Here is a 25,775-nt window from a genome sequence, read left to right as displayed (position 1 = left end):
TTCCTAACACATCGGAAATTTATACCGGATGCTTAAAGGGGCTTAGTGATCTTCAGGAACATCCATATTATGCTTTTTATATTGCTGGTTTTGGCTTGTCCGTTTTCCGCCCGCCTCCGCCTTTTTATAATCCGGACCTGCATCGCCTTTTATGCTTGCGGCGCTGACTGCGGCAGAAGATGGATTTTTTCTTTCGCGTACCAAGGCCTTCACCTCCTCTCTATTGGTTTGTCCCAAAAGCGGGGAAACATGTAACCGTGGCAAAATAATACCCGCTGAAAAAATTTCAGAAATTTTGCACCAAGTTATTGAACTCGCTTCCAAAATCTTTTAAGATGAAAGAAGACAGGAGAGTTTATTTTTTTGGAGCAAAAATGAATGAATATTCATTCAAAGTGAGGGAGGATCTTTCATGGTCAAGCATATTCGTAAAGCCGCCGTTATCGGTTCCGGTGTAATGGGTTCCGGAATCGCGGCTCACTTAGCCAATATCGGGATTCCTGTGTTACTGCTCGATATGGTGCCGCGTGAATTAACAGATGAGGAAAGAAAAAAAGGCCGCACTCTTGAAGACCCGGATGTGCGCAACCGGCTGGCACAGTCAGCCGTACAAAAGCTGCTAAAGCAAAAACCGGCTCCGTTGACTTCGAAGAAGAATATCAGCCGTATCACCACAGGGAACATGGAAGACGATTTTGAAAAAATTAAAGATGCCGACTGGATTATTGAAGTTGTTGTCGAAAAACTGGAGATCAAGAAGCAAGTGTTTTCAAAGGTCGATCAATACAGAAAACACGGAAGCATCGTCAGCAGCAATACATCAGGCATCTCCGTCAGGCAGATGGCGGAGGGAAGGTCCGCTGATTTCAAAAAGCACTTTTTAGGAACGCACTTTTTTAACCCGGCCCGCTATTTAAAGCTGCTTGAGGTGATTCCGATTGACGAAACGGATCCCGAAGTGCTGGCTTTTATGAAGAAATTTGGCGAAGACGTACTTGGCAAAGGGGTTGTTGAAGCGAAAGACACGCCAAACTTTATCGCCAACCGCATCGGAACATACGGCTTGCTTGTGACGGTTCAGGAAATGCTGAAAGGCGGCTACACGATAGGCGAAGTCGATTCGATTACAGGTCCGCTGATCGGGCGCCCGAAAAGCGCAACTTTCAGAACGCTCGATGTCGTCGGGCTTGATACATTTTCGCACGTTGCCAAAAATGTTTATAACCAAGTCACTGGCGAAGAAAAAAACGTTTTCCGGCTGCCTGAATTTATTGAAAAAATGCTCGAAAAAGGCTGGATCGGAAGCAAAGCGAAACAAGGTTTTTACAAAAAAGAAGGAAAAGACATTCTTGAGCTCGATCCGATGACGTTGACCTACAGCAAACGCCAAACATTAAAAACATCGGGACTTGAAGCGGCCAAGCAAAAGAAAGGCGCAGGAGCGAGATTGAAAGCGCTTATTTATTCAGACGACAGAGCGGGAAGCCTTCTTTGGAACATGACAGCTCCGACGCTTGTCTATTCGGCTGAGCTGTCAGGGGAAATCGCTGACAGCATAACGGCAATTGATCAGGCGATGAAATGGGGGTTCGGCTGGTCGGAAGGGCCGTTTGAAATGTGGGACAGCATCGGTGTGAAAAACGCGGTGCAAAAGCTTGAAGCTGAGGGCTGGAAAGTCGCGGACTGGGTGAAGGAAATGCTCGCAAAAGGACATGAGACCTTCTACATTAAGGAAAACGGAAAGACGTTCTATTACTGTTTTGAAAGCGGCGAATACAGGGCGCTTCAAGAAAACAAGAAAACGATCCATTTGTCATCACTCAAAGAAACAAAAGGCGTCATCAAGAAAAACAGCGGGGCAAGTTTGATCGATTTAGGCGATGATGTCGCACTGCTCGAATTTCATTCGAAAAGCAATGCAATCGGCTTCGACATCATCCAAATGCTGAAATTTGCTCTTGAGGAAGTAGACGCCAATTATAAAGGACTTGTGATCGGCAACCAGGGCAAAAATTTCTGTGTCGGAGCCAATCTTGCGATGATGCTGATGGAAGCTCAGGACGACAACTATATGGAAATTGACATGATCATCCGTCAGTTCCAGGAGACGATGATGAAAGTGAAATACAGTACCAAGCCGGTCGTCGCCGCTCCGTTCGGGATGACGCTTGGCGGTGGGACTGAGCTTTGTCTGCCTGCAGCCCGTGTTCAAGCTTCAAGCGAGTCATACATGGGCCTCGTTGAAACAGGCGTCGGTCTGATTCCGGGCGGCGGAGGCAATAAAGAGCTTTATTTAAACTACTTGAAGGGGCTGCCTGAAGGCGTTAAACCGGATATCCAGGAGGCCGCGATCAAGACGTTTGAGACAATTGCCCTTGCAAAAACGTCGACTTCAGCTCAAGAAGCGAAAGAGCTGAACATCTTAACCGCAGAGGATCAAATCAGCAACAACCAGGATCACTTGTTATACGATGCTAAAAAACTCGTCCTGACGCTTTCCGAAAGCGGCTACCGTCCGCCGGTTAAAAAGAAAGTTCCGGTGACGGGCGAATCCGGCTATGCGGCGCTCCTGCTCGGTGCGGAATCGTTAAAGCTGTCCGGCGCCATCTCTGAACACGACATGAAGATAGCGAAAAAGCTGGCGTTTGTCATCGCGGGCGGGAGAGTTCCGTTCGGCGCTGAAGTAACGGAAGAATACTTGCTCAATTTGGAAAGAGAAGCTTTCCTGAGCCTTGTGAGCGAACCGAAAACGCAGGCGAGAATGCAGCATATGCTTGTAAAAGGCAAACCATTGCGTAATTAAGGAGGGAAAATAATGAAAGAGGCAGTTATTGTATCGGGGGCGAGAACCCCGATCGGAAAAGCAAAAAAAGGCTCATTGAGGACTGTCCGTCCCGATGATTTAGGCGCATATGCCGTGAGAGAGACGCTGAAAAGAGCTGGCGGTTATGAAGGGAATATCGACGATTTAATCATCGGCTGCGCTACGCCGGAAGCCGAACAAGGGTTGAATATGGCGCGCAATATCGGCGCGCTTGCCGGTCTGCCGCACACAGTTCCGGCCGTTACGATCAACAGATATTGTTCTTCAGGACTTCAATCAATCGCTTACGGGGCCGAAAAAATCATGCTTGGAGCTGCCGACACGATCATTGCCGGCGGCGCTGAATCGATGAGCATCGTGCCGATGATGGGGCATATCGTCAGACCGAACGCGGCGCTCGCGGAAACAGCTCCTGAATATTATATGGGAATGGGCCATACGGCTGAACAGGTTGCCGTTAAATACGGCGTTTCCAGGGAGGATCAGGATGCATTTGCTGTCAGCAGCCATCAAAAAGCAGCCAAAGCGATCGCGGAAGGAAAGTTCGAAGATGAAATCGTCCCGGTGGACGTCACCGTCAGAGAAGTGGATGAACATCACAAGCTGAAGGAGCGGACGTTTACTTTCTCCGCCGATGAAGGTGTGCGCCCGGGGACAACTAAAGACGTTCTGTCAACGTTAAAACCGGCGTTTTCGGCGGACGGCTCGGTTACGGCAGGGAATTCCTCGCAGACGAGCGACGGGGCGGCCGCAGTGATGATCATGGACAAAGAAAAAGCGGATGCGCTCGGGTTAAAGCCCCTCGCAAGATTTCGTTCGTTCGCAGTCGGCGGCGTTCCGCCGGAGGTGATGGGCATCGGTCCTGTTGAAGCTGTCCCAAGGGCACTGAAGATGGCGGGACTTGAGCTCTCGGATATCGGTTTATTCGAATTAAATGAGGCGTTTGCATCGCAAGCGATCCAGGTTATCAGGTCGCTTGGCATCGATGAAGAGAAAGTCAATGTCAACGGCGGAGCGATTGCGCTCGGTCATCCGCTCGGCTGCACGGGAACAAAGCTGACGCTGACGTTGATCCACGAAATGCGGCGGAGAAGCGAGCAATTCGGCGTTGTGACGATGTGCATCGGCGGAGGCATGGGAGCAGCAGGGGTATTCGAATTAGTTTAATCACAAGGGGGATGGAACAATGGAACAAACAAAAGACCATATGAAAAAAGGCGGAGCCTTTCTGATTGAAGAGGTGACGGCTGATCAGCTGTTTACACCGGAAGATTTCACAGATGAACATAAAATGATCGCCAAAACGACTGAAGATTATATTCTCGGAGATGTTTTGCCATACATCGACGAAATTGAAGAGCACAATTTCGATCACTCTGTCAGGCTTCTGAAAAAAGCCGGGGAACTCGGGCTTCTCGGTGCTGACGTTCCTGAAGAGTATGGCGGACTCGGGCTCGATAAAATCAGCTCGGCGCTGATCACCGAAAAATTCTCAAGAGCAGGAAGCTTTTCGTTATCGTACGGGGCGCACGTCGGGATCGGCACGCTTCCGATCGTATTTTTCGGAACCGAGGAGCAAAAGAAAAAGTATCTGCCGTCCCTTGCAACAGGGGAAAAATTTGCAGCCTATGCCTTAACAGAGCCTGGCTCCGGATCTGATGCATTAGGAGCAAAAACAACAGCCGTTTTGAATGAGGCGGGAACCCACTATATATTAAACGGTGAAAAGCAATGGATTACAAACTCAGCTTTTGCCGATGTTTTCATCGTCTATGCGAAAATAGACGGCGAACATTTTTCGGCCTTCATTGTGGAAAAAGATTACGCAGGTGTTTCCACAGGGCCTGAAGAGAAAAAAATGGGCATCAAAGGCTCTTCGACCCGCACGCTCATCTTAGACCAGGTTCAAGTTCCGAAAGAAAACCTTTTAGGCGAACCGGGAAAAGGGCATGTCATCGCCTTCAATATTTTAAATATCGGCCGTTATAAGCTCGCTGTCGGGACAATCGGCGCTTCCAAACGGGTCATCGAGCTGTCCGCTTCATACGCCAATCAGCGCCAGCAATTTAAGACGCCGATCGCAAAGTTCAGCTTAATCGGGGAAAAAATCGCCACTATGTCAGCGAGACTTTATGCGATGGAAAGCTCTGTCTATCGTACGGTCGGGCTGTTTGAAGACAAAATGGGCACCTTGAGCGAAGAAGAGCAAAAAGACGGGCGCCAAGTCGCGAAATCGATCGCTGAATATGCAATCGAATGCTCCCTTAACAAAGTATTCGGATCTGAAACGCTTGATTATATCGTTGATGAAGGTGTTCAAATCCACGGCGGTTACGGATTCATGCAGGAATACGAAGTGGAGCGGGCTTACCGCGATTCACGGATCAACCGGATTTTTGAAGGCACAAACGAAATCAACCGTCTCATCGTCCCGGGCACTTACTTGAAAAAAGCGATGAAAGGCGAGCTTCCTCTGTTTGAGAAAGCGAAGGCGCTTCAAGAAGAGCTGATGATGCTCATGCCTGAAGAACCAGGTGACGGCGTTTTGGAACAGGAAAAGTATCTGCTGAGAAACGCCAAAAAAATCGCGCTCATGATCGCGGGACTCGCCGCACAAAAATATGGAAAAGCGCTCGACCAGGAGCAGGAAATCCTCGTGAATATCGCTGACATTGTCAGCCAGGTCTATGCCATGGAAGCAGCTATATTGCGTACTGAAAAAGCCATCCAGGCAACCGGCGAAGACAAAAACGCCCAGAAAATTCTTTATACGCAGATTTTTGCACAAGTTGCCTTTCAGGAAATTGAAAGCCATGCCAAGGAATCGCTCATTGCGATGGAATCAGGCGATTCGCTGCGCATGATGCTGTCCGCGCTCCGCAAATTAACGCGCTTTACGCCTGTCAATGTCATTGAGAAAAAGCGCCAGGCAGCCAAAGGAATCTTTGAAGCTGAGAAATATATCGTTTAAACGAAAAGCCCTGCTTAGGCGGGGTTTTTAGCTGTTATAGAATGGAGCACGGTTTTAGGTTTTTCATTCGATCTGTGTTAAAATTACCTCGATTAAATGAGAGGGGTGTGTATGTATGGCTTTGGATTTTTACTGGTATCCGAAATGCGGGACATGCCGCAAAGCGAAAAAATGGCTTGAAGACCACGGCAAAGAAATCAATGGGATACATATCGCAGAACAGCCGCCAAGCAAGGAAAAACTGAAAGAGCTCTACGAGAAAAGCGGGCTTGAATTGAAGAAGTTTTTCAACACGAGCGGCCAAAAATACCGTGAACTCGGCTTAAAAGACAAGCTGCAAAGCATGTCTGAAGATGAGCAGCTGGAACTGCTGGCTTCGGACGGTATGCTGATCAAACGCCCGATTGCGACAGACGGCAGTAAAGTAACGGTCGGTTTTAAAGAAGATCAGTTTAAGACATACTGGTTATAACACATCAAAATATGATATCTTCAATGTAGGATCGATTAAAACACTTTATGGAGGGGTTAGTATGAGCACACCGAAAGAGTTGCGTTATTCAGAAGAACACGAATGGGTGAAAACAGAAGGAGATAAAGTCAGAATCGGCATTACAGACTTCGCCCAATCCGAACTTGGAGACATCGTATTTGTCGAGCTTCCTGAAGAGGGAGACGAAATCAAAGCGGACGAGCCTTTTGGCAGCGTTGAATCCGTAAAGACCGTTTCTGAGCTATATGCCCCGATCAACGGAAAAGTGGTCGAAGTGAATGAAGATCTGGAAGACAGCCCTGAATTCGTCAACGAGTCTCCGTATGAAAAGGCATGGATGATTATCGTCGAGCCGTCCGATGCTTCTGAAATCGAAAATCTGATGACAGCCGAGCAATATGAGGACATGATAAAAGAAGACTAAGGATTATTCAGGATAGCCATGTGTCGTTTGGATACTCTATATCAAGAGGGGGTGTCCAAATTGACGCTGAAAAAAGAACGTATTGATATTACAGAACATGTGGAAAGCCGATTAAAAAACGGCGGAATGCAGCTGTACCATGAGAATGAGCTGATCGGCCGAATGACCGGCAAGGATCAATACGAGTTGAAATCTGGATATTCATTCCAAGATGAAAAATTTTACAAAACGGCGGATACCGTAAGCGGTCCGGATGCTAAATATGTAGACTGTGATGACCACCAAGGCTGGTGTTAATCGAGTCAGGCGGTGAATATTCACTGCCTTTTTTTACAAGTAAATCATTAAAGGTGATCATATGCCGGAAAATGAAAAAGTCATGATCGTCGAAGGGAAATCAGATAAGCAAAAAGTGAAGCATGTCATCGAAGAGCCCGTGGACATCATTTGCACAAACGGAACGATCAGCCAGGCAAAGCTCGATGAATTCGCCGAAACGCTGTTTGATAAAGACGTTTATATCCTGGTGGATGCCGATGAATCAGGGGAAAAGCTCCGCCGGCAGCTGATGAGGGAGCTCCCCCAAGCTTCGCATCTATACATCGATAGAGTATACAAAGAAGTCGCTTCCGCCCCGAGTCAGCATGTTGCAGAAGTATTATTTCGTTCAAACATCCGGGTACATACAAAATATTTATTATAAAACGTATTGAGGTGCGGTTTAACAGATGCAAGAACTTCAAGAAAAAGAGCTGAAACGGCTTGAGCATGAGACCTGTCTTCTATATGTATACACGACGTTCTGCGGAACGTGTCAGCTGGCCGGAAGGATGCTGGAAGTCGTTGATGAAATGATAAAGGACATTCCTTTTTATAAAAACAATCTCAATTATTCCCCGGCATTTGCCAAGCAGCAGGAAATAGAAAGCGTTCCGTGCTTTATCCTTTACAAAAACGGGCAAGTCGTCAAAAAAGAATACGCTTTTCACTCCGTTTCCTACTTATACGATACGATTAAACAAAATGTTGTTGATTAAGGGCACTTTTGACATATTTCTCGGGAAATAACCAGCAAAAACTTGTCGAGCAATTCCTAAAGGAACTCCTGCGGCAGACAGAGAATCTGTAAGTATGACCAATTTACAGGAGGTTATACAGTTGGAGAAAATGGGATTGATAGAAAGAGAGGACAAGGCTCTTTTTTTAAAACCTCTATTATCTACAACGGCTTTGCTGATTACGTTTCAAGGCGAGAAAGAAGCTTTTACGTTAGCGATCAACGAAAAAGGGGAAATGGAAAAATCTGCTCTTGCAGAAAAAGCTCATTTGACCTTTTTTGGAGAGCAAAGCGAGATTATTGACCTTCTTCACGGCGATATTTCATTACAGCATCTCGTACAGCGCGGCACTGTTCAAGTAAAAGGCTCTTTCAGAGCTTTATTGAAGCTTGAAGCGATTTTATGGCTGACGGACGGCTTTTTTAAAAACAGCGATCTTTATTCAGAGACATTTTAAACATTTGAAAAATCGGCACATTCCGTGTATAAGTCAGACAGGGACGGGCGTTTACGTTCGTCTCTTTTCGCCGTAGGCCGATTGTCTTACGAAAAATAGTTGACAACTATTTTTTCGCATGATATCCTACTTTAAGATCATAATAATCAAAAAATAAATATATGTTTCTCTTATCCAGAGAGGTGGAGGGAAGTGCCCTATGAAACCCGGCAACCATCAACACGTGTTGAAATGGTGCCAATTCACGCGAAGCATTATGCTTTGAAAGATGAGAGAAAGGCCCAGACTATTCAAAAGCCTTTCTGCTCATGTGTGCAGAAAGGCTTTTTTCATTGTTTGATCAGGAATTTAGACAACTATGAGAATTGAGCAAGAAAGCAGGTGATGGCTTTTGATAAATCTTCAAAATGTTTCAAAGATTTATCGGTCAAAGCATGGAGATGTCAATGCTGTCCAGGATGTCACCCTTACGATTAAAAAAGGTGAAATCTTCGGAATTATTGGATATAGCGGAGCTGGAAAAAGCTCCTTGATCCGTCTCTTGAACGGACTTGAACAGCCGACTTCAGGCACGGTTGAAGTAGCCGGCAGAACAATCAGCGAGATCAAAGGGAAGAAGCTGAGGAATGCGAGGCAGGAAATCAGCATGATTTTCCAGCACTTCAACCTATTGTGGTCAAGAACGGTTCGCGACAATATTGCGTTTCCGCTGGAGATCGCCGGTGTCAGCAAAGCAAAACGTCTGAAAAGAGTCGCTGAACTGATTAAGCTTGTCGGTCTTGAAGGCAAGGAAAACGCCTACCCTTCACAGCTTAGCGGAGGCCAAAAGCAGCGTGTCGGCATCGCGCGGGCGCTCGCAAACAATCCGAAAGTTCTCTTATGCGATGAAGCAACATCAGCGCTTGATCCGCAGACGACTGACTCGATCCTGGGTCTTCTGTCCGATATCAATGAAAGGCTCGGACTGACCATTGTCCTGATCACTCATGAAATGCATGTCATCAGGAAAATCTGCCACAGAGTGGCCGTCATGGAAAACGGAAAGGTCGTGGAAGAAGGCGATGTGCTGAACGTTTTCCTCAAGCCGAAGGAAGAAATGACAAAGCGCTTTGTTCAGCAGGTAACAGAACCGGTGGAAACACAGGAAACGCTGAAGCATTTCCTCGAAGAAACGACATCCGGGCGGACGATCAAGCTCACCTTCGTCGGTGAAGCGGCCGAATCGCCGCTGATCACACAGATCATTCGGAAGTTCGATGTTGAAGTCAACATCCTTCAAGGCAAAATCTCGCAAACTCAGGACGGCGCATACGGTTCATTGTTCATTCATGTCGACGGACATGAAAACGAGGTCAACGATGTGGTCGATTTCATCAAGAGCCGCCAGGTAGAAGCAGAGGTGATCACGAATGTTTGAAAAACTGTTTCCAAACGTAGATATGGAGCAGCTGTGGGAAGCTACGTATGAAACGATATATATGACAGGAATTTCCCTATTGTTTGCTTTTATCATCGGAGTGATTCTCGGAATGCTGCTGTATTTGACTTCAAAAGGCAACATTTGGCAGAATCGGATTGTTAACGGTGTAATCTCGGCAATCGTCAATGTGTTCAGGTCTATTCCTTTTATTATATTGATTATTTTGCTGCTCGGTTTCACAAAGTTTTTAATGAACACGATCCTGGGACCGAACGCCGCACTTCCGGCTTTAATTATCGCGTCCGCTCCGTTCTATGCCCGCTTGGTTGAAATCGCTTTGCGCGAAGTCGATAAAGGCGTGATTGAAGCGGCGAAATCGATGGGAGCCAAAACATCGACGATCATATTTAAAGTGCTCCTGCCCGAATCGATGCCGGCCTTGATCTCTGGCATTACGGTTACGGCGATTGCACTGATCGGTTCGACGGCGATGGCCGGCGCAATTGGGTCAGGCGGACTCGGGAACCTTGCCTATGTAAACGGTTTTCAGATGAACAATCCCGATATTATACTCATCGCCACTATTTTCATCTTAGCTATTGTGTTTATCATCCAGTTTATCGGGGATTTTATAACAAATAAATTAGACAAACGTTAGGGAGGACATCAACATGAAAAAAGGTTTATTAACAGCTTTATTCATCATTTTTGCAGGCATTTTGGCCGCTTGCGGATCTTCCAGCAGCGAAGGAGATAAAGACAGCAAAGTCATCACAGTCGGAGCGACGCCGACGCCTCACGCTGAAATCCTTGAAGAAGCAAAGCCGCTTTTGAAAGAAAAAGGCTATGAGCTTAAAATCAAAAATTTCACAGACTACAAACTGATCAACAAAGCGCTTGCAACGAAAGATCTTGATGCGAACTACTTCCAGCACGTCCCGTATCTTGAACAGGAAATGAAAGAAAATAAAGATTACGATCTTGTTAACGTCGGCGCGGTACACCTTGAGCCATTCGGCATCTACTCTAAAAAGTATAAATCTTTAAAAGACCTTCCTGATGGTGCAAAAATTATTATGAGCAACAACGCCGCTGAACAGGGCCGCATGCTTGCAATGCTTGAAAATGCCGGACTGATCAAGCTGAAATCAGGCATTGAAAAAGTGGATGCGACAGTAAAAGATATTACAGAAAACAAGAAAAACCTCAAAATCAAAAACGATGTGGCGCCTGAAATGACGGCAAAAGCATACGAAGCCAATGAAGCTGACGCCGTGTTCATCAATGTGAACTACGCGATCCAAAACAAGCTGAATCCGAAAACTGATTCAATCGAACTTGAGTCTCCAAAAGACAATCCTTACGCTAACATCATCGCCGTCCGCAAAGGCGACGAAGATTCTGACAAAGTGAAAGCTCTGATGGACGTATTGCGCTCTGATGACATTAAAAAGTTCATCGACAAAAAATATGAAGGCTCTGTCATTTCTGTATCTGAATAAATGAAAGAACACCCCGGTTTCGAAGAAAACCGGGGTTTTTTTCGCGTATTTTTTGAAAAGAGGCTCATAATAAAAAAAGACTACCAACTGAAAATGGAGGAACAAAACGTGAATCAGCATGAATCTGAAAGCATTATCGAATCCGCACTGCATGAATATAAAGCTGGGATCGGCATCTTTTCCGAAAAAATGCCCGGAATTGCCGCCAAATACAACGAATTTACCGAAGAATGCTTTAAAAAAGGCGCGCTCAGCGAAAAGGATAAGCAGCTGATCGCACTGGGCATCAGTGTAAATACTCAGGATGAATATTGCATTATTTATCATATCAAGGGCTGCCTGGATTGTGGAGCGTCGGAGGAAGAAATTCTTGAAGCGGTCGGCGTAACTGCGGCATTTGGCGGAGGCGCGGCCATGAGCCAAGCGGTCACGCTCGTTCTGCAGGCGATGGAAGAATTCCAGCAAATGAAGCATTGATTTTGTCCGTGAAAGCATATTGAAAGCACACACATCTTTGCAGAGTTTGTATATAACTGGTACTATGTAAGAAAATCTCTGAAAGGATGATTCATTATTTGTTCAAGCCAAGATCAGCTTGACCTTGAATTCACGGCCGAAATGGAAAAAGCGATGCACAAGTCGCATGGAATGGGGTACGAGGAGTACAGCAGAAGCCATGTGAATCGGCTTGAAGTTGAGAAAAGACGCGAAAAGCAGTATCAAAAAAGCAAGCAGATCGTATCAGACTTACCCATGATCGGATAAAACGAGAGGGGGGCGGATGTGTCGATCCGTCCTTCTCCATGTTCTTAGAAGCCGCTTGACCATAATTAAAGGAAAAGGTAAAATTTAAATATGAATACATGATCATATACTAATTTAAGAGGGGGATTTAAAATGGCTCATTCTCACGGACATACAGGTCACAGCCACCATGGCAGCCGATCAGCAAATCAAAAAGCGCTGTTCATCAGCTTCGGTTTGATTTTTACTTTTATGATAATTGAAGTGATAGGCGGGATATTGACGAACAGCCTCGCTTTGCTGTCAGATGCGGGACATATGCTCAGCGACGCTGCGGCGCTTGGTTTCAGCCTCTTGGCGTTTAAAATTGGGGAAAAGGCCGCAAGCGCGAGCAAAACATTCGGCTACAGGCGCTTTGAAATTTTGGCTGCGTTTATCAATGGCATCACCTTGCTTTTGATTTCACTTTATATTTTTTGGGAAGCGTACAACCGCTTTTTCAGCCCGCCGGAAGTCGCCGGCAGTGGCATGCTCGCAATTGCAACGGTTGGTCTGTTCATCAACATTGCTGCAGCCTGGATATTAATGAAAGGCGACACAAGCGGGAATTTAAACATGCGGAGCGCTTTATTGCACGTCATCGGCGATATGCTGGGATCTTTCGGCGCGATTATCGCAGGCCTCCTCATGCTTTTCTTCAATTGGAATATCGCCGATCCAATCGCAAGCGTCGCCGTCGCGGCTTTGGTACTTGTCAGCGGGTGGCGGGTGACGAAAGACTCGGTGCATATATTAATGGAAGGAAAACCGAAAGACATTGATGTGGAAGCGCTTAAAAACGGCTTGCTTTCCATTCCGTCAGTCAGGGAGGTTCACGATCTCCACATTTGGTCGATCTCATCTGATATGCCGTCATTAAGCTGCCATATCGTGGCAGGCGAAAACAGTGACAGGGATAGAATCTTAAAACAAGTATCAAAATATCTAAGGAAAGAATGCAACGTGGAGCATGTGACGGTCCAAATAGAAGGGGAGCGCTGTTCCTGTCATGAATCGTGCAGCCTGGGATCAAACCGTTCCCATTCGTAATTCCCGCTCTTTGTCGATAGCTTGTTGATTGTAAGAAGCGCATAGTCTCGTCCGGGAAGTTTTCTTACCCCAATCTCTTTAAGAACAAAACGTTTTTTGTTAAACTTGAGAACATGTACACGAAAAGATAGAAAGACTATTGTTGTATTCACTTTTCATTTGTTATAAAATTAGAATGAGAATAAATTGAGAATGATGATTATATATATTGGAGGTATATTTCATGGCTGCTTCGACATTAACAATCAAAGATCTTCACGTTGAGATTGAAGGAAAAGAGATTTTAAAAGGTGTAAACCTTGAAATAAAAGGCGGGGAATTCCACGCTGTAATGGGACCGAACGGAACGGGTAAATCAACTTTATCCGCGGCGATTATGGGTCATCCTAAATACGAAGTAACAAAAGGAAGCATCACGCTTGACGGCAAGGACGTTCTGGAAATGGAAGTGGACGAGCGCGCTCAGGCCGGCCTGTTTTTGGCTATGCAGTATCCGAGTGAAATCAGCGGTGTTACAAACGCCGATTTTCTCCGTTCAGCGATCAACGCGCGCAGAGAAGAAGGCGACGAGATTTCTTTAATGAAATTCATCCGCAAAATGGACGAAAACATGGAATTTCTTGAAATGGACCCTGATATGGCGCAGCGCTACCTGAACGAAGGTTTCTCAGGCGGTGAGAAAAAACGCAACGAAATTCTTCAGCTGATGATGATCGAACCGAAAATCGCGATTCTTGACGAAATCGATTCAGGTTTGGATATCGACGCCCTTAAAGTCGTTTCAAAAGGAATCAACAAAATGCGCGGCGAGGACTTCGGCTGCCTGATCATCACGCACTATCAGCGCCTCTTGAACTACATTACGCCTGACCACGTGCACGTCATGATGCAGGGCCGCGTTGTGAAATCCGGCGGACCTGAGCTGGCGCAGCGCCTTGAGGCTGAAGGATATGACTGGATTAAGCATGAGCTTGGAATCGAAGACGAAACTGTCGGTCAAGAAGCGTAAGCGTTAGGGGGATAAACATGACATTGGAAACAAAACTATCTGTAGATCGGGAATATGTCAAAAGCTTCTCTGAGAAGCACCAGGAACCGGCATGGCTGCAAGATCTACGCTTAGAAGCGCTTGAAAAAGCCGAAGATCTGCCGCTGCCGAAACCTGATAAAACGAAAATTACAAATTGGAATTTTACACGGTTTGATAAGCATACTGTAGAAAATAAACCGCTTGATTCTTTGGATGATCTTTCAGATGAGGTCAAATCGCTGATCGATCTTGGAAATGAAGACAAAACGCTTTATGTCCAAAGAGACCAGACGCCGGCTTACCTTTCTCTTTCAAAAGAGCTGCAGGATAAAGGCGTCATCTTTACAGATATTCATACTGCGTTCCGCGAACACGGCGAGCTAGTCAAAAAATACTTTATGAAAGACGGCGTAAAAGCCGATGAGCATAAATTAACGGCATTGCATGCAGCGCTTCTGAACGGCGGAGCCTTCCTTTACGTTCCGAAAAACGTCGAACTGGAAGCGCCTGTGCAAGCTGTTTATGTCCATGAAAGCAATGATACAACGCTTTTCAACCATGTACTTGTCGTTGCTGATGACAACAGTGCAGTCACATATGTAGAAAACTACATCAGCACTGTGAACCCTAAGGAAGCGGTCTTTAACATCGTGTCAGAAGTGATCACAGGCGCGAATGCCCGCGTGCAATACGGCGCGGTCGACAACCTTTCCGCAGGGGTGACGGCTTATGTCAGCCGCCGCGGAACTGCACTCGGACGCGACAGCAAAATTGAATGGGCGCTCGGTTTGATGAATGACGGAGACACCGTTTCTGAAAACACGACAAACCTGCATGGAGACGGCACATTCGGCGATACGAAAACGGTTGTCGTCGGCAGAGGAGAACAGACTCAAAACTTTACAACGCAAATCATTCATCACGGAAAGCATTCAGAAGGCTATATTTTAAAACACGGCGTTATGAAAGATTCCGCATCTTCGATCTTCAACGGCATCGGAAAAATCGAGCACGGCGCGTCAAAATCAAATGCAGAGCAGGAATCACGCGTTCTTATGCTGAGTGAAAAAGCGCGCGGCGACGCCAACCCGATCCTTTTAATCGATGAAGACGATGTAACGGCAGGACACGCTGCCTCCGTCGGCCGCGTCGATCCGGTTCAGCTTTACTATTTGATGAGCCGCGGAATTCCAAAAGAAGAAGCAGAGCGCCTCGTCATTTACGGCTTCCTCGCACCGGTTGTCAATGAACTTCCGATCGAAGGCGTGAAGAAGCAGCTGGTCTCTGTGATTGAAAGGAAAGTAAAATAATGAATGCCAAAGATATTCGCGAACAGTTTCCGATTCTCAGCCAACAGGTCAACGGACACGATCTCGTTTATTTGGACAGCGCGGCTACATCGCAGAAGCCGCGCGTTGTCATCGAGACGATTGATGAGTATTACAACTCTTACAATTCCAATGTCCATCGCGGCGTTCATACATTAGGAACGAAAGCAACGGATGGATATGAAGGAGCTCGTGAGAAGGTCAGGAAGTTTATCAACGCGAAGTCGATGCAGGAAATTATTTTTACAAGGGGTACGACAACGGCCCTGAACACGGTTGCGCTCAGCTATGCCCGCGCAAACCTCAAGCCCGGTGATGAAATCGTCATTACACCGATGGAGCACCATGCGAATATTATTCCGTGGCAGCAGGCTGTCAAAGCAACCGGCGCCACGCTGAAGTACATTCCGCTTCAGGAAGACGGAACCATTTCCTTGGACGATGTCAGGGAAACGGTGACGGAAAATACAAAAATCGTCTCTGCTGCGCATGTTTCAAACGTTCTCGGTACGATCAACCCGATTAAGGAAATAGCCAAAATCGCGCATGACAACGGCGCGATCATGGTCGTAGACGGTGCGCAAAGCACGCCTCACATGAAAATTGACGTCCAGGATTTGGACTGCGATTTCTACACGTTTTCAGCCCACAAAATGTGTGGCCCGACCGGGATCGGGGTATTGTATGGAAAAAGAGCATTGCTTGAAAACATGGAACCCGCAGAATTCGGCGGAGAAATGATCGATTTTGTCGGTCTTTACGAATCGACTTGGAAGGAGCTGCCTTGGAAATTCGAAGCCGGCACACCGATCATTGCCGGTGCGATCGGCTTGGGAGCGGCGATTGACTTCCTTGAAGACATCGGACTTGACGAAATATTGGCGCATGAACACCGTTTGGCGGCCTACGCCCTGGAGCGCTTTAAAGAACTTGAAGGCGCGACTGTCTATGGTCCGGCCGAACGTGCAGGACTCGTGACATTCAACCTTGAAGACGTTCATCCGCACGATGTGGCGACCGTGCTTGATGCAGAAGGGGTCGCCGTCAGAGCCGGCCATCACTGCGCACAGCCTTTGATGAAATGGCTGAACGTTTCCGCCACTGCAAGAGCAAGCTTTTATCTGTATAATACGGAAGAAGACATCGACAAACTGATTGAAGCTCTTCAGAAGACAAAGGAGTATTTCACAAATGTCTTTTAATGTGAACTTGGATACACTGTATCGCCAGGTGATAATGGATCACTACAAAAACCCGAGAAACAAAGGGGTTTTAAATGACAGCATCGTCGTTGACATGAACAACCCGACATGCGGTGACCGAATCAGACTGACGATGAAGATAACGGACGGTAAAGTAGAAGATGCAAAATTTGAAGGCGAAGGATGCTCAATCTCAATGGCTTCTGCGTCCATGATGACACAGGCGATCAAAGGGAAAGACGTGGAGACCGCCCTTCAGATGTCACAGATCTTTTCAGATATGATGCAGGGCAAAGACTACGACGATTCGATCGATTTAGGCGATATTGAAGCTCTGCAAGGCGTTTCAAAATTTCCGGCCCGGATTAAATGTGCAACATTGTCATGGAAAGCCCTTGAAAAAGGCGTTTCCAAAGAAAACAGCGATAACGAATAAAGATTGGAGTGAGTTGGATGGCTAAGAAAATGCCGGATATCGGCGAATATAAATACGGTTTTGCCGACAAAGACGTTTCCATTTTCCGTTCAGAGCGGGGATTGACAAAAGAAATCGTTGAAGAAATTTCACGCATGAAAGAAGAGCCACAGTGGATGCTCGACTTCCGTCTGAAATCTCTTGAACACTTCTACAATATGCCAATGCCGCAATGGGGCGGAGATTTAAACTCATTGAACTTTGATGAAATCACGTACTATGTAAAGCCTTCTGAGCGTTCAGAAAAATCATGGGACGAAGTTCCTGAGGAAATCAAACAAACATTTGACAAGCTCGGAATCCCTGAAGCTGAGCAAAAATATTTGGCCGGTGTATCCGCGCAATATGAATCAGAAGTCGTTTACCATAACATGAAAGAAGATCTTGAGTCTCAAGGGATCGTCTTTAAAGACACAGACAGCGCTCTCAAAGAAAATGAAGACATTTTCCGCGAGCATTGGGCAAAAGTCATCCCGCCGACTGACAACAAGTTTGCGGCCTTGAACTCTGCGGTATGGTCCGGCGGATCATTTATCTACGTGCCAAAAGGCGTAAAAGTTGATACTCCGCTGCAAGCATACTTCCGCATCAACTCAGAAAACATGGGACAGTTCGAACGGACGCTGATCATTGTGGACGAAGGCGCTCACGTTCACTATGTAGAGGGATGTACAGCACCTGTTTATACAACAAACTCCCTTCACAGCGCGGTTGTTGAGATCATCGTTAAAAAAGGCGGCTACTGCCGTTATACAACGATTCAAAACTGGGCGAACAACGTCTTCAACCTTGTAACAAAGCGTGCGGTCTGCGAAGAAAACGCGACAATGGAATGGATCGACGGAAACATCGGCTCCAAGCTGACAATGAAATATCCTGCCGTTATCCTGAAAGGCGAAGGCGCGCGCGGCATGACGCTTTCTATCGCCCTCGCAGGAAAAGGACAGCATCAGGATGCCGGTGCGAAAATGATTCACCTTGCACCGAATACGTCATCCACAATCGTTTCAAAATCGATCTCAAAACAAGGCGGTAAAGTCACATACCGCGGAATCGTCCACTTCGGACGCAAAGCCGAAGGCGCCCGCTCAAACATCGAATGCGACACGCTGATCATGGACAACAAATCAACTTCTGATACAATCCCATACAATGAAATTTTGAACGACAACATTTCATTGGAGCACGAAGCGAAAGTATCAAAAGTATCTGAAGAGCAGCTCTTCTACTTGATGAGCCGCGGTATTTCTGAAGAAGAAGCAACAGAAATGATCGTCATGGGCTTCATCGAGCCGTTCACAAAAGAACTGCCGATGGAATACGCGGTTGAGATGAACCGTTTGATCAAGTTCGAGATGGAAGGGTCTATTGGTTAACATATAAAAAACGTTGAGGCGAACTTTTGAAGTTCGTCTTCTTCTTTTTTCTAAGAATTTGTTTGATCTCTCTACAGCAGTGGGGATTTGCAGGGGAAACCCTGCTTTTTTTATAATGTCATTTTTTTGTTCAACAACGGGGAGAATAACTTATTTCTTAAGAGTAACAATTAACTCGCAGTAGGCATATAATTGATGATTGGAAAATAGTTACTTTCGGAAAATTTTCTGAGGGGGAAAATTAAATGGCTTATCCATCGGTCAATTATTCAGCCAACATAAACAGTTATTCAGACATTGCACGACACAAGGAATGCATAGCAAATGAGTTAAGGTATTACTACTCAAATGTAGTGAATCATGCCCGTGCAGTTACCTGCTTAACCGATGATCACACAGTTGTGATTATGCATTTAAGAATTGATCAATATCGATTTTATGAAATTGTGGTTGTCGCAGGTCCGGATTATAATAAGATAAACCAAATTATTCAGCGGGTTTGGAGCTTAATTAGCAGAGCGACTAATATTTGTGGTTAATTACAGAAGTTATTGGGAAGGTGTCTACTTAATCTACAAGATGCGTTAAAGCAATGAGACACAAAGTTTAAATTCTGTGAGTTCATATCTATAAAACCTTTGTGTCATGCGGTTTGAACTATTTTATTAAAGAAGACTTTCATCAAGGATAGCGCTTTTTTAAAAATCAAGGTGGAAGGGTCTATCGGTTATATCTGATTTCAATTGATGGTACGCATCATATTTGTTTATGTCCCGCGGATATAATCTATTGCCTAGAGGCATGGAGATTGTAACTGCGGCTTTTTTGTTATTCCGTCTTTTAATTTTATCAACAAACAAATCTTTTATTGCTACAACCATCTTTTTCAGATTCATCGAAATAAGGAGAGAAAACCGATCATCGAAAATGATTTATAATGGTAGGTCAAAAAACCCCTAATTATTTGAAATTTTTTAATAATGTCATTGTGGAAAATTGACCTATTATGTAAAATGATTACCAAGAAGAAAAAGGTAATTTAAAGTGTCTATGTTTTTTCTGAAAATTAATATTCTAGGTGAGGGGAAGAGGATAAGTGAGCGTAATACCCTATGATTTAGTTGCAACGAAAATGAACTTTTGGTACACCGCTTTAAAAAACAATTGGCCAGGCAAGGCAGAAGATACTAGGAAAGAAGTTGAAAGAGAATTAGAACAAATGGAAGAAAACCAGGATGTGCTTGTTTATTATAACTTACTGTTATTTCGGCACAATCTTCAACTTGATTATATGTATTCTACTCCCGGCGTGAATTTAATTAATCGATTTGATGAGTTTAAAAAAATTCGTGATCAGAATAATCTGGAAGGGATGTTGGAGTATTATTATCATTTTTTTGCTGGGATGTATCATTTCAGACAAAAAGAATTAATACTTGCGTTGAATTTTTATAGGGATGCCGAGAAAAAACTAGATTCTTTTGATTGTGATGAACTGGAAAAAGCTGAATTTTACTTTAAAGCATCTGAAGTGTATTACCATATGAAGCAAAACATCCTATCAATGAATTATGCAAGTCGTGCGTATAATATATACAAAAAATATGAGACTTGTGGTGAGCGCCAAATACAAAGTCAATTTATTATTGCTGGTAACTGGTTAGATCATATGTATACTGAAAAAGCTTTACATAATTTAAATACAGCACTTGAAGAGGCAGAGACACAGGGTATTCTTCATCTTATGGGCTCTTCACATTTAAACATCGGAATATGTTATAACCAACTGGAAGAACTCGATAAGGCAACCGAACATTTTCAAAAGGCCCTGAATTTATATAAAGAGGAGAATCTCAGTTTTTTACCAAAAACATTATTCAACCTCGCCCATGTCAGGGCAAAGCAAGGAAAGTTGTCAATTACTGATGACCTATACTATGAAGGCAAAGAGTTGGCTGAAAAGAGCAGGAATTTAGATATGCTTGCAAAGTTTGATTTAATAAAAGGGCTTTATCTTTCATTTGATCTGGATATGGTTCGTGAATCGTTCAAGTTTTTCGAAAGTAAAGGCAAGTATGCAGACATGGAGGAATACGGTCTTATAGCAGCAGAACTATTAGAGAAAAAAGAAAAAATTCGAGATGCAGTGGAATTCTACCGGATAACAGTTAAAGCGAGAAGACAAATCCAAAGGAGTGCTTTTCTACATGTAAACTAAATTGTTCTAGGAGTAGTTAAAGCAGCAGGATTTCTTACTATAAAAAAGAAATTCTCCCAGCATTATTAAAACCTCAAATTTTGAATACTTGAGTATTACTTTAAGTAATCGCAGAAAGAAAGGTCGGTCTATGGCAAACTATTTAAAATCCAGAATCGTATCTTATCTGTTTATTCTTTTGGGAGTGGGAGCCGGATTCGTAATTTGCGAAGTGTCAATGGAACAGCTGGATTACTCCTCAGTTTGGGCGGTTTTTATCACAGGCTTTACAATTGGGGAATGCTTCATGATTAGAAAATGGTTAAGACGGGAGACTTCATGACGAAGAAAAGACTTGGCATGTTTTTGTCTCTATATGCTCTGTCAGCTTAGATTTCCTGTCCCGTTAAGCTGTTAAAAGAAATCGGGCTGCTATTCGATCGACGAGCATTCCACAAGGTTGCCTGCGAGAAAAAGCTCATCGTGAAAATACCCATCTCATCAACAATTTTTATACCTGTCTTAATCTTTTAAGCTTTGCTTGATACATGTAAATCATCCCCTTTCACCCACTTATACAGTATTTGTCCATTAAAAGAAGAACATGATCTTCTTGTCAAATATCTTTATTAGATCATATTGTCATGTATAATGAAGAGTATATCATGTGACATTCATACTGTATAAGAAAGGATATGACCAGTGAAAATGTTGAAAAAGGCTGTGTTGACAGCCGTTATTTTCTTGCTGGCCGCATTTGCAGGGAGTACAGAAGCCTTTGCTATGCCTTCCAAAGGGGCGGTGAAATTCAGGACGGATGCCAATACATATACGAAATCAGCCACTTCGATCGTTGTGACGGGAAAAAGTCCTGTTACGGGGACGATGGTTGCCGTCAGGCTGATCAATAAAAAAGGAACTGTCTTAATCTATCGAGATGTTCATTTAACACGCGGAAAACCTCATTTTCGGGTGAGCTTTCCGACGAAAAAGCTGAAACCGGGCAAGTATGACGTCTGGGTGGATGCCGTCAAAGGAAAGAAATGGCACGGGGAATTGAAGCGCTACATTGTCATCAAACATTGAACTCCATTATGATGAACGGAGGGCTGTGTAATGACTGCCGTGGGTTTTTGTGTATTATTATGTTCTGCATTTATCCATGCATCATGGAACTACCTTTCTAAAAAAGCCGATGGAGGCGTTCCGTTTATCTGGCTGTTCACAGCGATTGCAGCTGTTGTCTACACGCCGTTGGCCATAGGTGTTGTCATATATGAAAAGCCTGAGATCGGCAGCTGGCAGCTTGCCATCATCATGGCGAGCATCCTTGCCCACTTGGGCTTTTTTCTTGTTCTTCAAAAAGGGTACAAAAAGGGCGACCTTTCCCTCGTCTATCCGATCGCGAGAGGAACCGGCCCGCTGCTCACCTGTGTGCTGGCGGTCGCCTTTTTTGGCGAGACATTGACGCTGCCCGCTATTATAGGGATTCTTTTGATTGTGATCAGCATTCTTTTTTTCACAGGGGGAGCGAAGCGGTTAAAACAATCAGGCTCGTTCACACCGGTTCTTTACGGGCTGGCGGTCGGCGGTATTATTGCTGCATATACCCTCCTTGATAAAGCAGCGGTCAGCCGGTTTCTCATTCCGCCGTTGCTGTTGGATTATTGCAATACGCTCGGCCGTCTGATCATATTGACTCCTTTTGCCGCGAAAAGCTGGAGCGAAGTCCGGTTTGAGTGGAAGCATCACCGGATGGAAGCTGTCGGGGTCGGGGTTTTTAATTCTTTGGCTTATATTTTGGCGCTGAGTGTCATGGTATTTGCTCCGGTCAGCTATGTGGCGCCGGTTCGGGAAATCAGCATATTAATCGGAACGGTGATGGGGGCGGTTCTTTTGTCTGAGGGGTTCGGCAGGCTTAGAATTGTCGCGGCTGCCTTAATGGTGCTTGGCGTAATATCGGTAGCCATTGGTTAGGTTGTGTTCCATCGATGTGATCCGTTATATTTGTAGAATAAACAGAAATGAAAAAGGTGTTAGTCATGAAATCTTTTATTGTAGTCGGAGCGGGCGTCCTCGGTGCTTCTGCCGCTTATCATCTTGCAAAAAAGGGCGCGGAAGTAACCTTGATTGACCGCGGAGAGCGGGGAAGGGCTACAGATGCCGCGGCTGGAATCGTCTGCCCCTGGCTTTCGCAGCGCAGAAACCAAGTATGGTACAAGCTTGCAAAAGGCGGAGCGGCGTACTATGCCGATTTAATCAAGCAGCTTGAAGCTGACGGAGAATCAGATACGGGGTATAAACAGACAGGCGCTATCAGCTTGCATACAGACGAACGAAAGCTGGAGAAAATGGAAGAACGGGCGCATCTCAGGCGCAAAGATGCGCCTGAAATCGGCGAGATCACCCGTTTATCCCATGAGGAAACGAAGCTTTTATTTCCGCCTTTGGCAGAGGAGTACGGCTCTGTGCATATCAGCGGCGCCGCGCGTGTAAACGGAAAATTGCTCCGCCGCTCACTCGTGAACGCCGCACAGAAATACGGCGCTTCAGTTGTTGCCGGAAACGCTTCATTGCTCTATGAAGGAAACCGGGTAACAGGGATCTCCACAGCGGACAAAAAAATATACGCTGATCAGGTGCTGGTCACAGCGGGCGCTTGGGCGGACGAGCTTTTGAAGCCGCTCGGCGTGCGTTTTTCAGTCAGCTACCAAAAAGCGCAGATCGTTCATCTTCGTCTTCCGGATGCGGATACCGGCAGCTGGCCTGTTGTGATGCCTCCGAATGACCAATACATATTGGCATTTGAAGACGGCCGGATCGTTGCCGGCGCTACTCACGAAAATGAAGCGGAGCTTGATGATCTGCGGGTAACGGCCGGCGGCCTTCACGAAATTTTCTCAAAGGCGCTTGCCGTTGCGCCGGGTTTGGAATTGAGCGAGCTGCTTGAGACGCGCGTAGGCTTCAGGCCGTTTACACCGGGCTTTCTCCCCGTAATCGGCTCATTGCCGAACATTTGCGGGTTGCTCGTTGCCAACGGTCTCGGCGCTTCAGGGCTTACGTCAGGTCCGTACCTTGGCGCGGAATTGGCAAGGCTCGCCTTGGGAGAAGAGCCTGAGCTTGATATCGCTTTATATGATCCGGCCGGCGCGCTTGAAGGTTAAATCATTATGCAAAAAAAGTTCACCCGAAGCAAGAGTGAACTTTTTTCTTATTAACAGTTTTAAAATAGAATATTGTTCAATATAAATTCATGGAGTAAAATTTAGGAAATCTAGGAAAAAACCTAATTTTATTTGAAGGCATGCCGGTTTTTTGAATCGGCTGCCTCTGATTCCTAAACAAATTTGGGAAATGAAGGAGGGTCGCCATGATCCAGTTTGACTTTGAGTATTACAGGCCCCGATCTGCGCAGGAAGCGGTAAAGCTCTTTCAAAGTCTGGAGCGGGAGGGGAAAAAGCCGGCGTATTGTTCCGGCGGAACAGAACATTTGACGCCCGGACGGCTGAATGTGATCCATACAAATGCCGTTATCGATATTAAAGACATACCTGAGTGCAAAACTCTGCAATTTGAACGGCGTCACCTCGCTTTAGGCTCAGCATTAACATTGACGGAGGTCACGGAAAACGGCGGCTTTCCGCTGTTGAGCAAAGCGGTGAGAGAAGTGGCTGACCATACGGCGCGCAATAAGATTACGCTTGGCGGTAATATTTGCGGGCAGATCTTTTACCGTGAAGCAGTGCTGCCTTTTTTATTAACCGACAGCAAAGTGGTGACGATCGGAGACAAGGGGGAAAAGCGCTATTTGATTCACGACGTATTCGATCAGCAGCTGAAGCTGAACAAGGGAGAAATCCTTATTTTCCTTTTGATTGAAGAACGCTATCTTCATCAGCCTTTTGCAAGCATAAAAGTGAGGCAGCAATGGGATACGGGATATCCTTTGGCGACGATTTCAGCTCTTGAAATAGACGGACGCGTCCGCTGTGCATTTAGCGGTGTCTGCCCTTTTCCGTTTCGTTCATCAGAAGTGGAATCTGCGTTGAATGACGAATCGCTCCCTGTCGATCAAAGGGTGGATGAGGCGATCAGCCGCTTTCCCGGCCCTGTTTTGGACGATGCACAAGGGTCCGCTGAGTACCGCAAATTTGTCATCAAACATACGCTGTTTGACATTCTCGATATGCTGAAAAAGGGGCCGTTATGACAAGCGCTTGAATCCAATATTTGCAGGCGCGTGGGGTTCCATGAATTTGAACTGGCCGTAAAATCGGTGATGAACAAAAAAACAGAGGTTTTAAAAAAAGAGCGCCGGGCAGGCGCTTTTTTTGTTCAATTCAAAACGTCTGATCCCCAAATATCCTCCGCCCATTCAGGGTGATCAATGAATGGATTGCGGTTATGCTGGTATTGCTGATAGATGATGTCGTTCCGCTTTCTTTCGAGGGCATCGACAGGGTCTTCATGGTGCCATTTCAATAAAACCGACATTTTTCCGTGGTATGGTTTAGATCCGTTGTTCGTTGTGTCGTTCATTTCAAGATCCGGATGACCGTCATCTCCTTCATAGCGGACCGCCATATAGAAAATCATTCTGGCGACATCGCCTTTAATGCTTTTGTCAGGTTCCCAGGAATCGCCGTCATAGCGGTTTCCGGGGGAACCGGGATAGGGGCTGCCGCCTTCGTCGAAATCAAGGTTTCCGCGGGCGGCGTTTACTTGTACATCGCTGGGCCTGAGATGATGCAAATCTGTTCCGGGCCCTTTGCTTGTTCCGAAATCGCCGTGCGATTTTGCCCATACGTGCTCGCGGTTCCAATCGCCGGTTTGCCCCCCGTTCGCCTGTTTAGAGCGCGACTCCCTGGAATATAAGAGAATCACGTGATTTCGATTGGCCGGATCTTCGTCCGTTGCTTTCAGCGCTTCCCATACCTCACTGTAAGAAAGCTCTCTATGATCGTCGATTGTGTCGTGAAGCGCTTGTTTTAAAGCTTCGCCTGTTTTGCCTTGTGCCTGTTCGTAGTAATCCGCCGGAGCCGAGGACTGATGGGGCTGGACGTGTAAGGAAAACAACTGGAAGGCTTCTGCGTTTTGGGTGGGCGCGCACATCGCCGACAACATCAAAATAAACGGTATGAGACATTTTCGATTCATCTTTCGATTCCCTCCTTTTCATTCTTTC

At 45.7% G+C, this 25,775-nt stretch carries 28 protein-coding genes and 1 riboswitch; of the genes, 26 read left to right on the top strand and 2 right to left on the bottom strand.

Annotated features, from left to right (window positions below; all coding sequences use genetic code 11):
* Positions 1-42: 42 nt before the first annotated feature.
* Positions 43-204, bottom strand: a complete 162-nt coding sequence (locus QMZ64_RS15420) for a YuzL family protein (protein ID WP_265625713.1) — start codon at positions 202-204, stop codon at positions 43-45.
* A 208-nt stretch (positions 205-412) separates the two neighbouring features.
* Here QMZ64_RS15420 and QMZ64_RS15415 point away from each other — a divergent pair, with 208 nt between their 5' ends.
* From QMZ64_RS15415 to QMZ64_RS15290, 26 genes are all read left to right on the top strand, one after another.
* Positions 413-2,803, top strand: a complete 2,391-nt coding sequence (locus QMZ64_RS15415; RefSeq protein WP_265625714.1) for a 3-hydroxyacyl-CoA dehydrogenase/enoyl-CoA hydratase family protein — start codon at positions 413-415, stop codon at positions 2,801-2,803.
* 12 nt (positions 2,804-2,815) lie between these two features.
* Entirely contained in the window at positions 2,816-3,991 is a 1,176-nt protein-coding gene (locus QMZ64_RS15410) for an acetyl-CoA C-acetyltransferase (RefSeq protein ID WP_165428013.1), read from the top strand.
* A gap of 19 nt (positions 3,992-4,010) precedes the next feature.
* A complete protein-coding gene (locus QMZ64_RS15405; protein ID WP_265625715.1) occupies positions 4,011-5,795 on the top strand; it encodes an acyl-CoA dehydrogenase family protein in 1,785 nt (594 codons plus the stop codon).
* A 115-nt stretch (positions 5,796-5,910) separates the two neighbouring features.
* Positions 5,911-6,267, top strand: coding sequence for an arsenate reductase family protein (locus QMZ64_RS15400; protein ID WP_265625716.1), 357 nt, complete (start codon positions 5,911-5,913; stop codon positions 6,265-6,267).
* Between the two features lie 61 nt (positions 6,268-6,328).
* Positions 6,329-6,712: a glycine cleavage system protein GcvH gene (gcvH, locus tag QMZ64_RS15395; protein ID WP_265625717.1), complete on the top strand. Its 384-nt coding sequence runs from the start codon at positions 6,329-6,331 to the stop codon at positions 6,710-6,712.
* 60 nt (positions 6,713-6,772) lie between these two features.
* Complete coding sequence (locus QMZ64_RS15390; protein WP_152846592.1) at positions 6,773-7,009, top strand: YusG family protein; 237 nt, start codon at positions 6,773-6,775, stop codon at positions 7,007-7,009.
* A gap of 61 nt (positions 7,010-7,070) precedes the next feature.
* Positions 7,071-7,415 (top strand): toprim domain-containing protein, encoded by a 345-nt coding sequence (locus QMZ64_RS15385; RefSeq protein ID WP_020452877.1) that lies wholly within the window; start codon positions 7,071-7,073, stop codon positions 7,413-7,415.
* Between the two features lie 25 nt (positions 7,416-7,440).
* A complete protein-coding gene (locus QMZ64_RS15380) occupies positions 7,441-7,749 on the top strand; it encodes a thioredoxin family protein (protein WP_265625718.1) in 309 nt (102 codons plus the stop codon).
* A gap of 121 nt (positions 7,750-7,870) precedes the next feature.
* A complete protein-coding gene (locus QMZ64_RS15375) occupies positions 7,871-8,227 on the top strand; it encodes an SCP2 sterol-binding domain-containing protein (protein WP_243942262.1) in 357 nt (118 codons plus the stop codon).
* Positions 8,228-8,394: 167 nt separating this feature from the next.
* A riboswitch (SAM riboswitch) is annotated at positions 8,395-8,502 on the top strand.
* Between the two features lie 116 nt (positions 8,503-8,618).
* Positions 8,619-9,644 (top strand): methionine ABC transporter ATP-binding protein MetN, encoded by a 1,026-nt coding sequence (metN, locus tag QMZ64_RS15370; RefSeq protein WP_020452874.1) that lies wholly within the window; start codon positions 8,619-8,621, stop codon positions 9,642-9,644.
* A complete protein-coding gene (locus tag QMZ64_RS15365; RefSeq protein WP_243942264.1) occupies positions 9,637-10,305 on the top strand; it encodes a methionine ABC transporter permease in 669 nt (222 codons plus the stop codon). The genes metN and QMZ64_RS15365 overlap by 8 nt, the downstream gene beginning before the upstream one ends.
* Before the next feature lie 13 nt (positions 10,306-10,318).
* Positions 10,319-11,149 (top strand): methionine ABC transporter substrate-binding lipoprotein MetQ, encoded by an 831-nt coding sequence (metQ, locus tag QMZ64_RS15360; RefSeq protein ID WP_165428005.1) that lies wholly within the window; start codon positions 10,319-10,321, stop codon positions 11,147-11,149.
* A gap of 93 nt (positions 11,150-11,242) precedes the next feature.
* Positions 11,243-11,626 (top strand): carboxymuconolactone decarboxylase family protein, encoded by a 384-nt coding sequence (locus QMZ64_RS15355; RefSeq protein WP_031305044.1) that lies wholly within the window; start codon positions 11,243-11,245, stop codon positions 11,624-11,626.
* Between the two features lie 141 nt (positions 11,627-11,767).
* Positions 11,768-11,914, top strand: a complete 147-nt coding sequence (locus tag QMZ64_RS15350; protein WP_020452871.1) for a YuzK family famiily protein — start codon at positions 11,768-11,770, stop codon at positions 11,912-11,914.
* A gap of 132 nt (positions 11,915-12,046) precedes the next feature.
* Positions 12,047-12,982, top strand: a complete 936-nt coding sequence (locus QMZ64_RS15345) for a cation diffusion facilitator family transporter (protein WP_265625719.1) — start codon at positions 12,047-12,049, stop codon at positions 12,980-12,982.
* Between the two features lie 223 nt (positions 12,983-13,205).
* A complete protein-coding gene (gene sufC, locus QMZ64_RS15340; RefSeq protein ID WP_020452869.1) occupies positions 13,206-13,991 on the top strand; it encodes a Fe-S cluster assembly ATPase SufC in 786 nt (261 codons plus the stop codon).
* Positions 13,992-14,008: 17 nt separating this feature from the next.
* Positions 14,009-15,322, top strand: coding sequence for a Fe-S cluster assembly protein SufD (gene sufD, locus QMZ64_RS15335; RefSeq protein WP_023856210.1), 1,314 nt, complete (start codon positions 14,009-14,011; stop codon positions 15,320-15,322).
* Positions 15,322-16,542 (top strand): cysteine desulfurase SufS, encoded by a 1,221-nt coding sequence (gene sufS, locus QMZ64_RS15330; protein WP_265625720.1) that lies wholly within the window; start codon positions 15,322-15,324, stop codon positions 16,540-16,542. Before sufD ends, sufS begins: the two co-directional genes overlap by 1 nt.
* A complete protein-coding gene (gene sufU, locus QMZ64_RS15325; RefSeq protein WP_020452866.1) occupies positions 16,532-16,978 on the top strand; it encodes a Fe-S cluster assembly sulfur transfer protein SufU in 447 nt (148 codons plus the stop codon). Before sufS ends, sufU begins: the two co-directional genes overlap by 11 nt.
* 17 nt (positions 16,979-16,995) lie before the next feature.
* On the top strand, positions 16,996-18,393 hold the full coding sequence (gene sufB / locus QMZ64_RS15320; protein ID WP_145651693.1) for a Fe-S cluster assembly protein SufB: 1,398 nt from the start codon (positions 16,996-16,998) through the stop codon (positions 18,391-18,393).
* A gap of 245 nt (positions 18,394-18,638) precedes the next feature.
* Entirely contained in the window at positions 18,639-18,932 is a 294-nt protein-coding gene (locus QMZ64_RS15315) for a hypothetical protein (protein ID WP_165428001.1), read from the top strand.
* A 557-nt stretch (positions 18,933-19,489) separates the two neighbouring features.
* Positions 19,490-20,611: a response regulator aspartate phosphatase gene (locus tag QMZ64_RS15310; protein WP_243942270.1), complete on the top strand. Its 1,122-nt coding sequence runs from the start codon at positions 19,490-19,492 to the stop codon at positions 20,609-20,611.
* A 681-nt stretch (positions 20,612-21,292) separates the two neighbouring features.
* Positions 21,293-21,676, top strand: a complete 384-nt coding sequence (locus tag QMZ64_RS15305; RefSeq protein ID WP_075751330.1) for a hypothetical protein — start codon at positions 21,293-21,295, stop codon at positions 21,674-21,676.
* 30 nt (positions 21,677-21,706) lie between these two features.
* Positions 21,707-22,567 (top strand): DMT family transporter, encoded by an 861-nt coding sequence (locus QMZ64_RS15300; RefSeq protein ID WP_265625756.1) that lies wholly within the window; start codon positions 21,707-21,709, stop codon positions 22,565-22,567.
* Positions 22,568-22,632: 65 nt separating this feature from the next.
* Positions 22,633-23,754 (top strand): NAD(P)/FAD-dependent oxidoreductase, encoded by a 1,122-nt coding sequence (locus QMZ64_RS15295; RefSeq protein ID WP_265625757.1) that lies wholly within the window; start codon positions 22,633-22,635, stop codon positions 23,752-23,754.
* Positions 23,755-23,960: 206 nt separating this feature from the next.
* The gene (locus QMZ64_RS15290) at positions 23,961-24,800 is read left to right on the top strand and encodes an FAD binding domain-containing protein (protein WP_265625758.1); all 840 of its coding nucleotides are present in this window, start codon (positions 23,961-23,963) and stop codon (positions 24,798-24,800) included.
* A gap of 125 nt (positions 24,801-24,925) precedes the next feature.
* On the opposite strand, the gene QMZ64_RS15285 is transcribed toward QMZ64_RS15290, so the two are convergent.
* Positions 24,926-25,747 (bottom strand): endonuclease I family protein, encoded by an 822-nt coding sequence (locus QMZ64_RS15285; protein ID WP_265625759.1) that lies wholly within the window; start codon positions 25,745-25,747, stop codon positions 24,926-24,928.
* Positions 25,748-25,775 lie beyond the last annotated feature (28 nt).

The sequence above is a fragment of the Bacillus sp. LB7 genome (assembly GCF_030449715.1).
Lineage (GTDB): Bacteria > Bacillota > Bacilli > Bacillales > Bacillaceae > Bacillus > Bacillus paralicheniformis.
The sequence above is the reverse complement of the archived record's forward strand: the minus strand, read 5'-3'. Positions and strand labels throughout refer to the sequence as shown.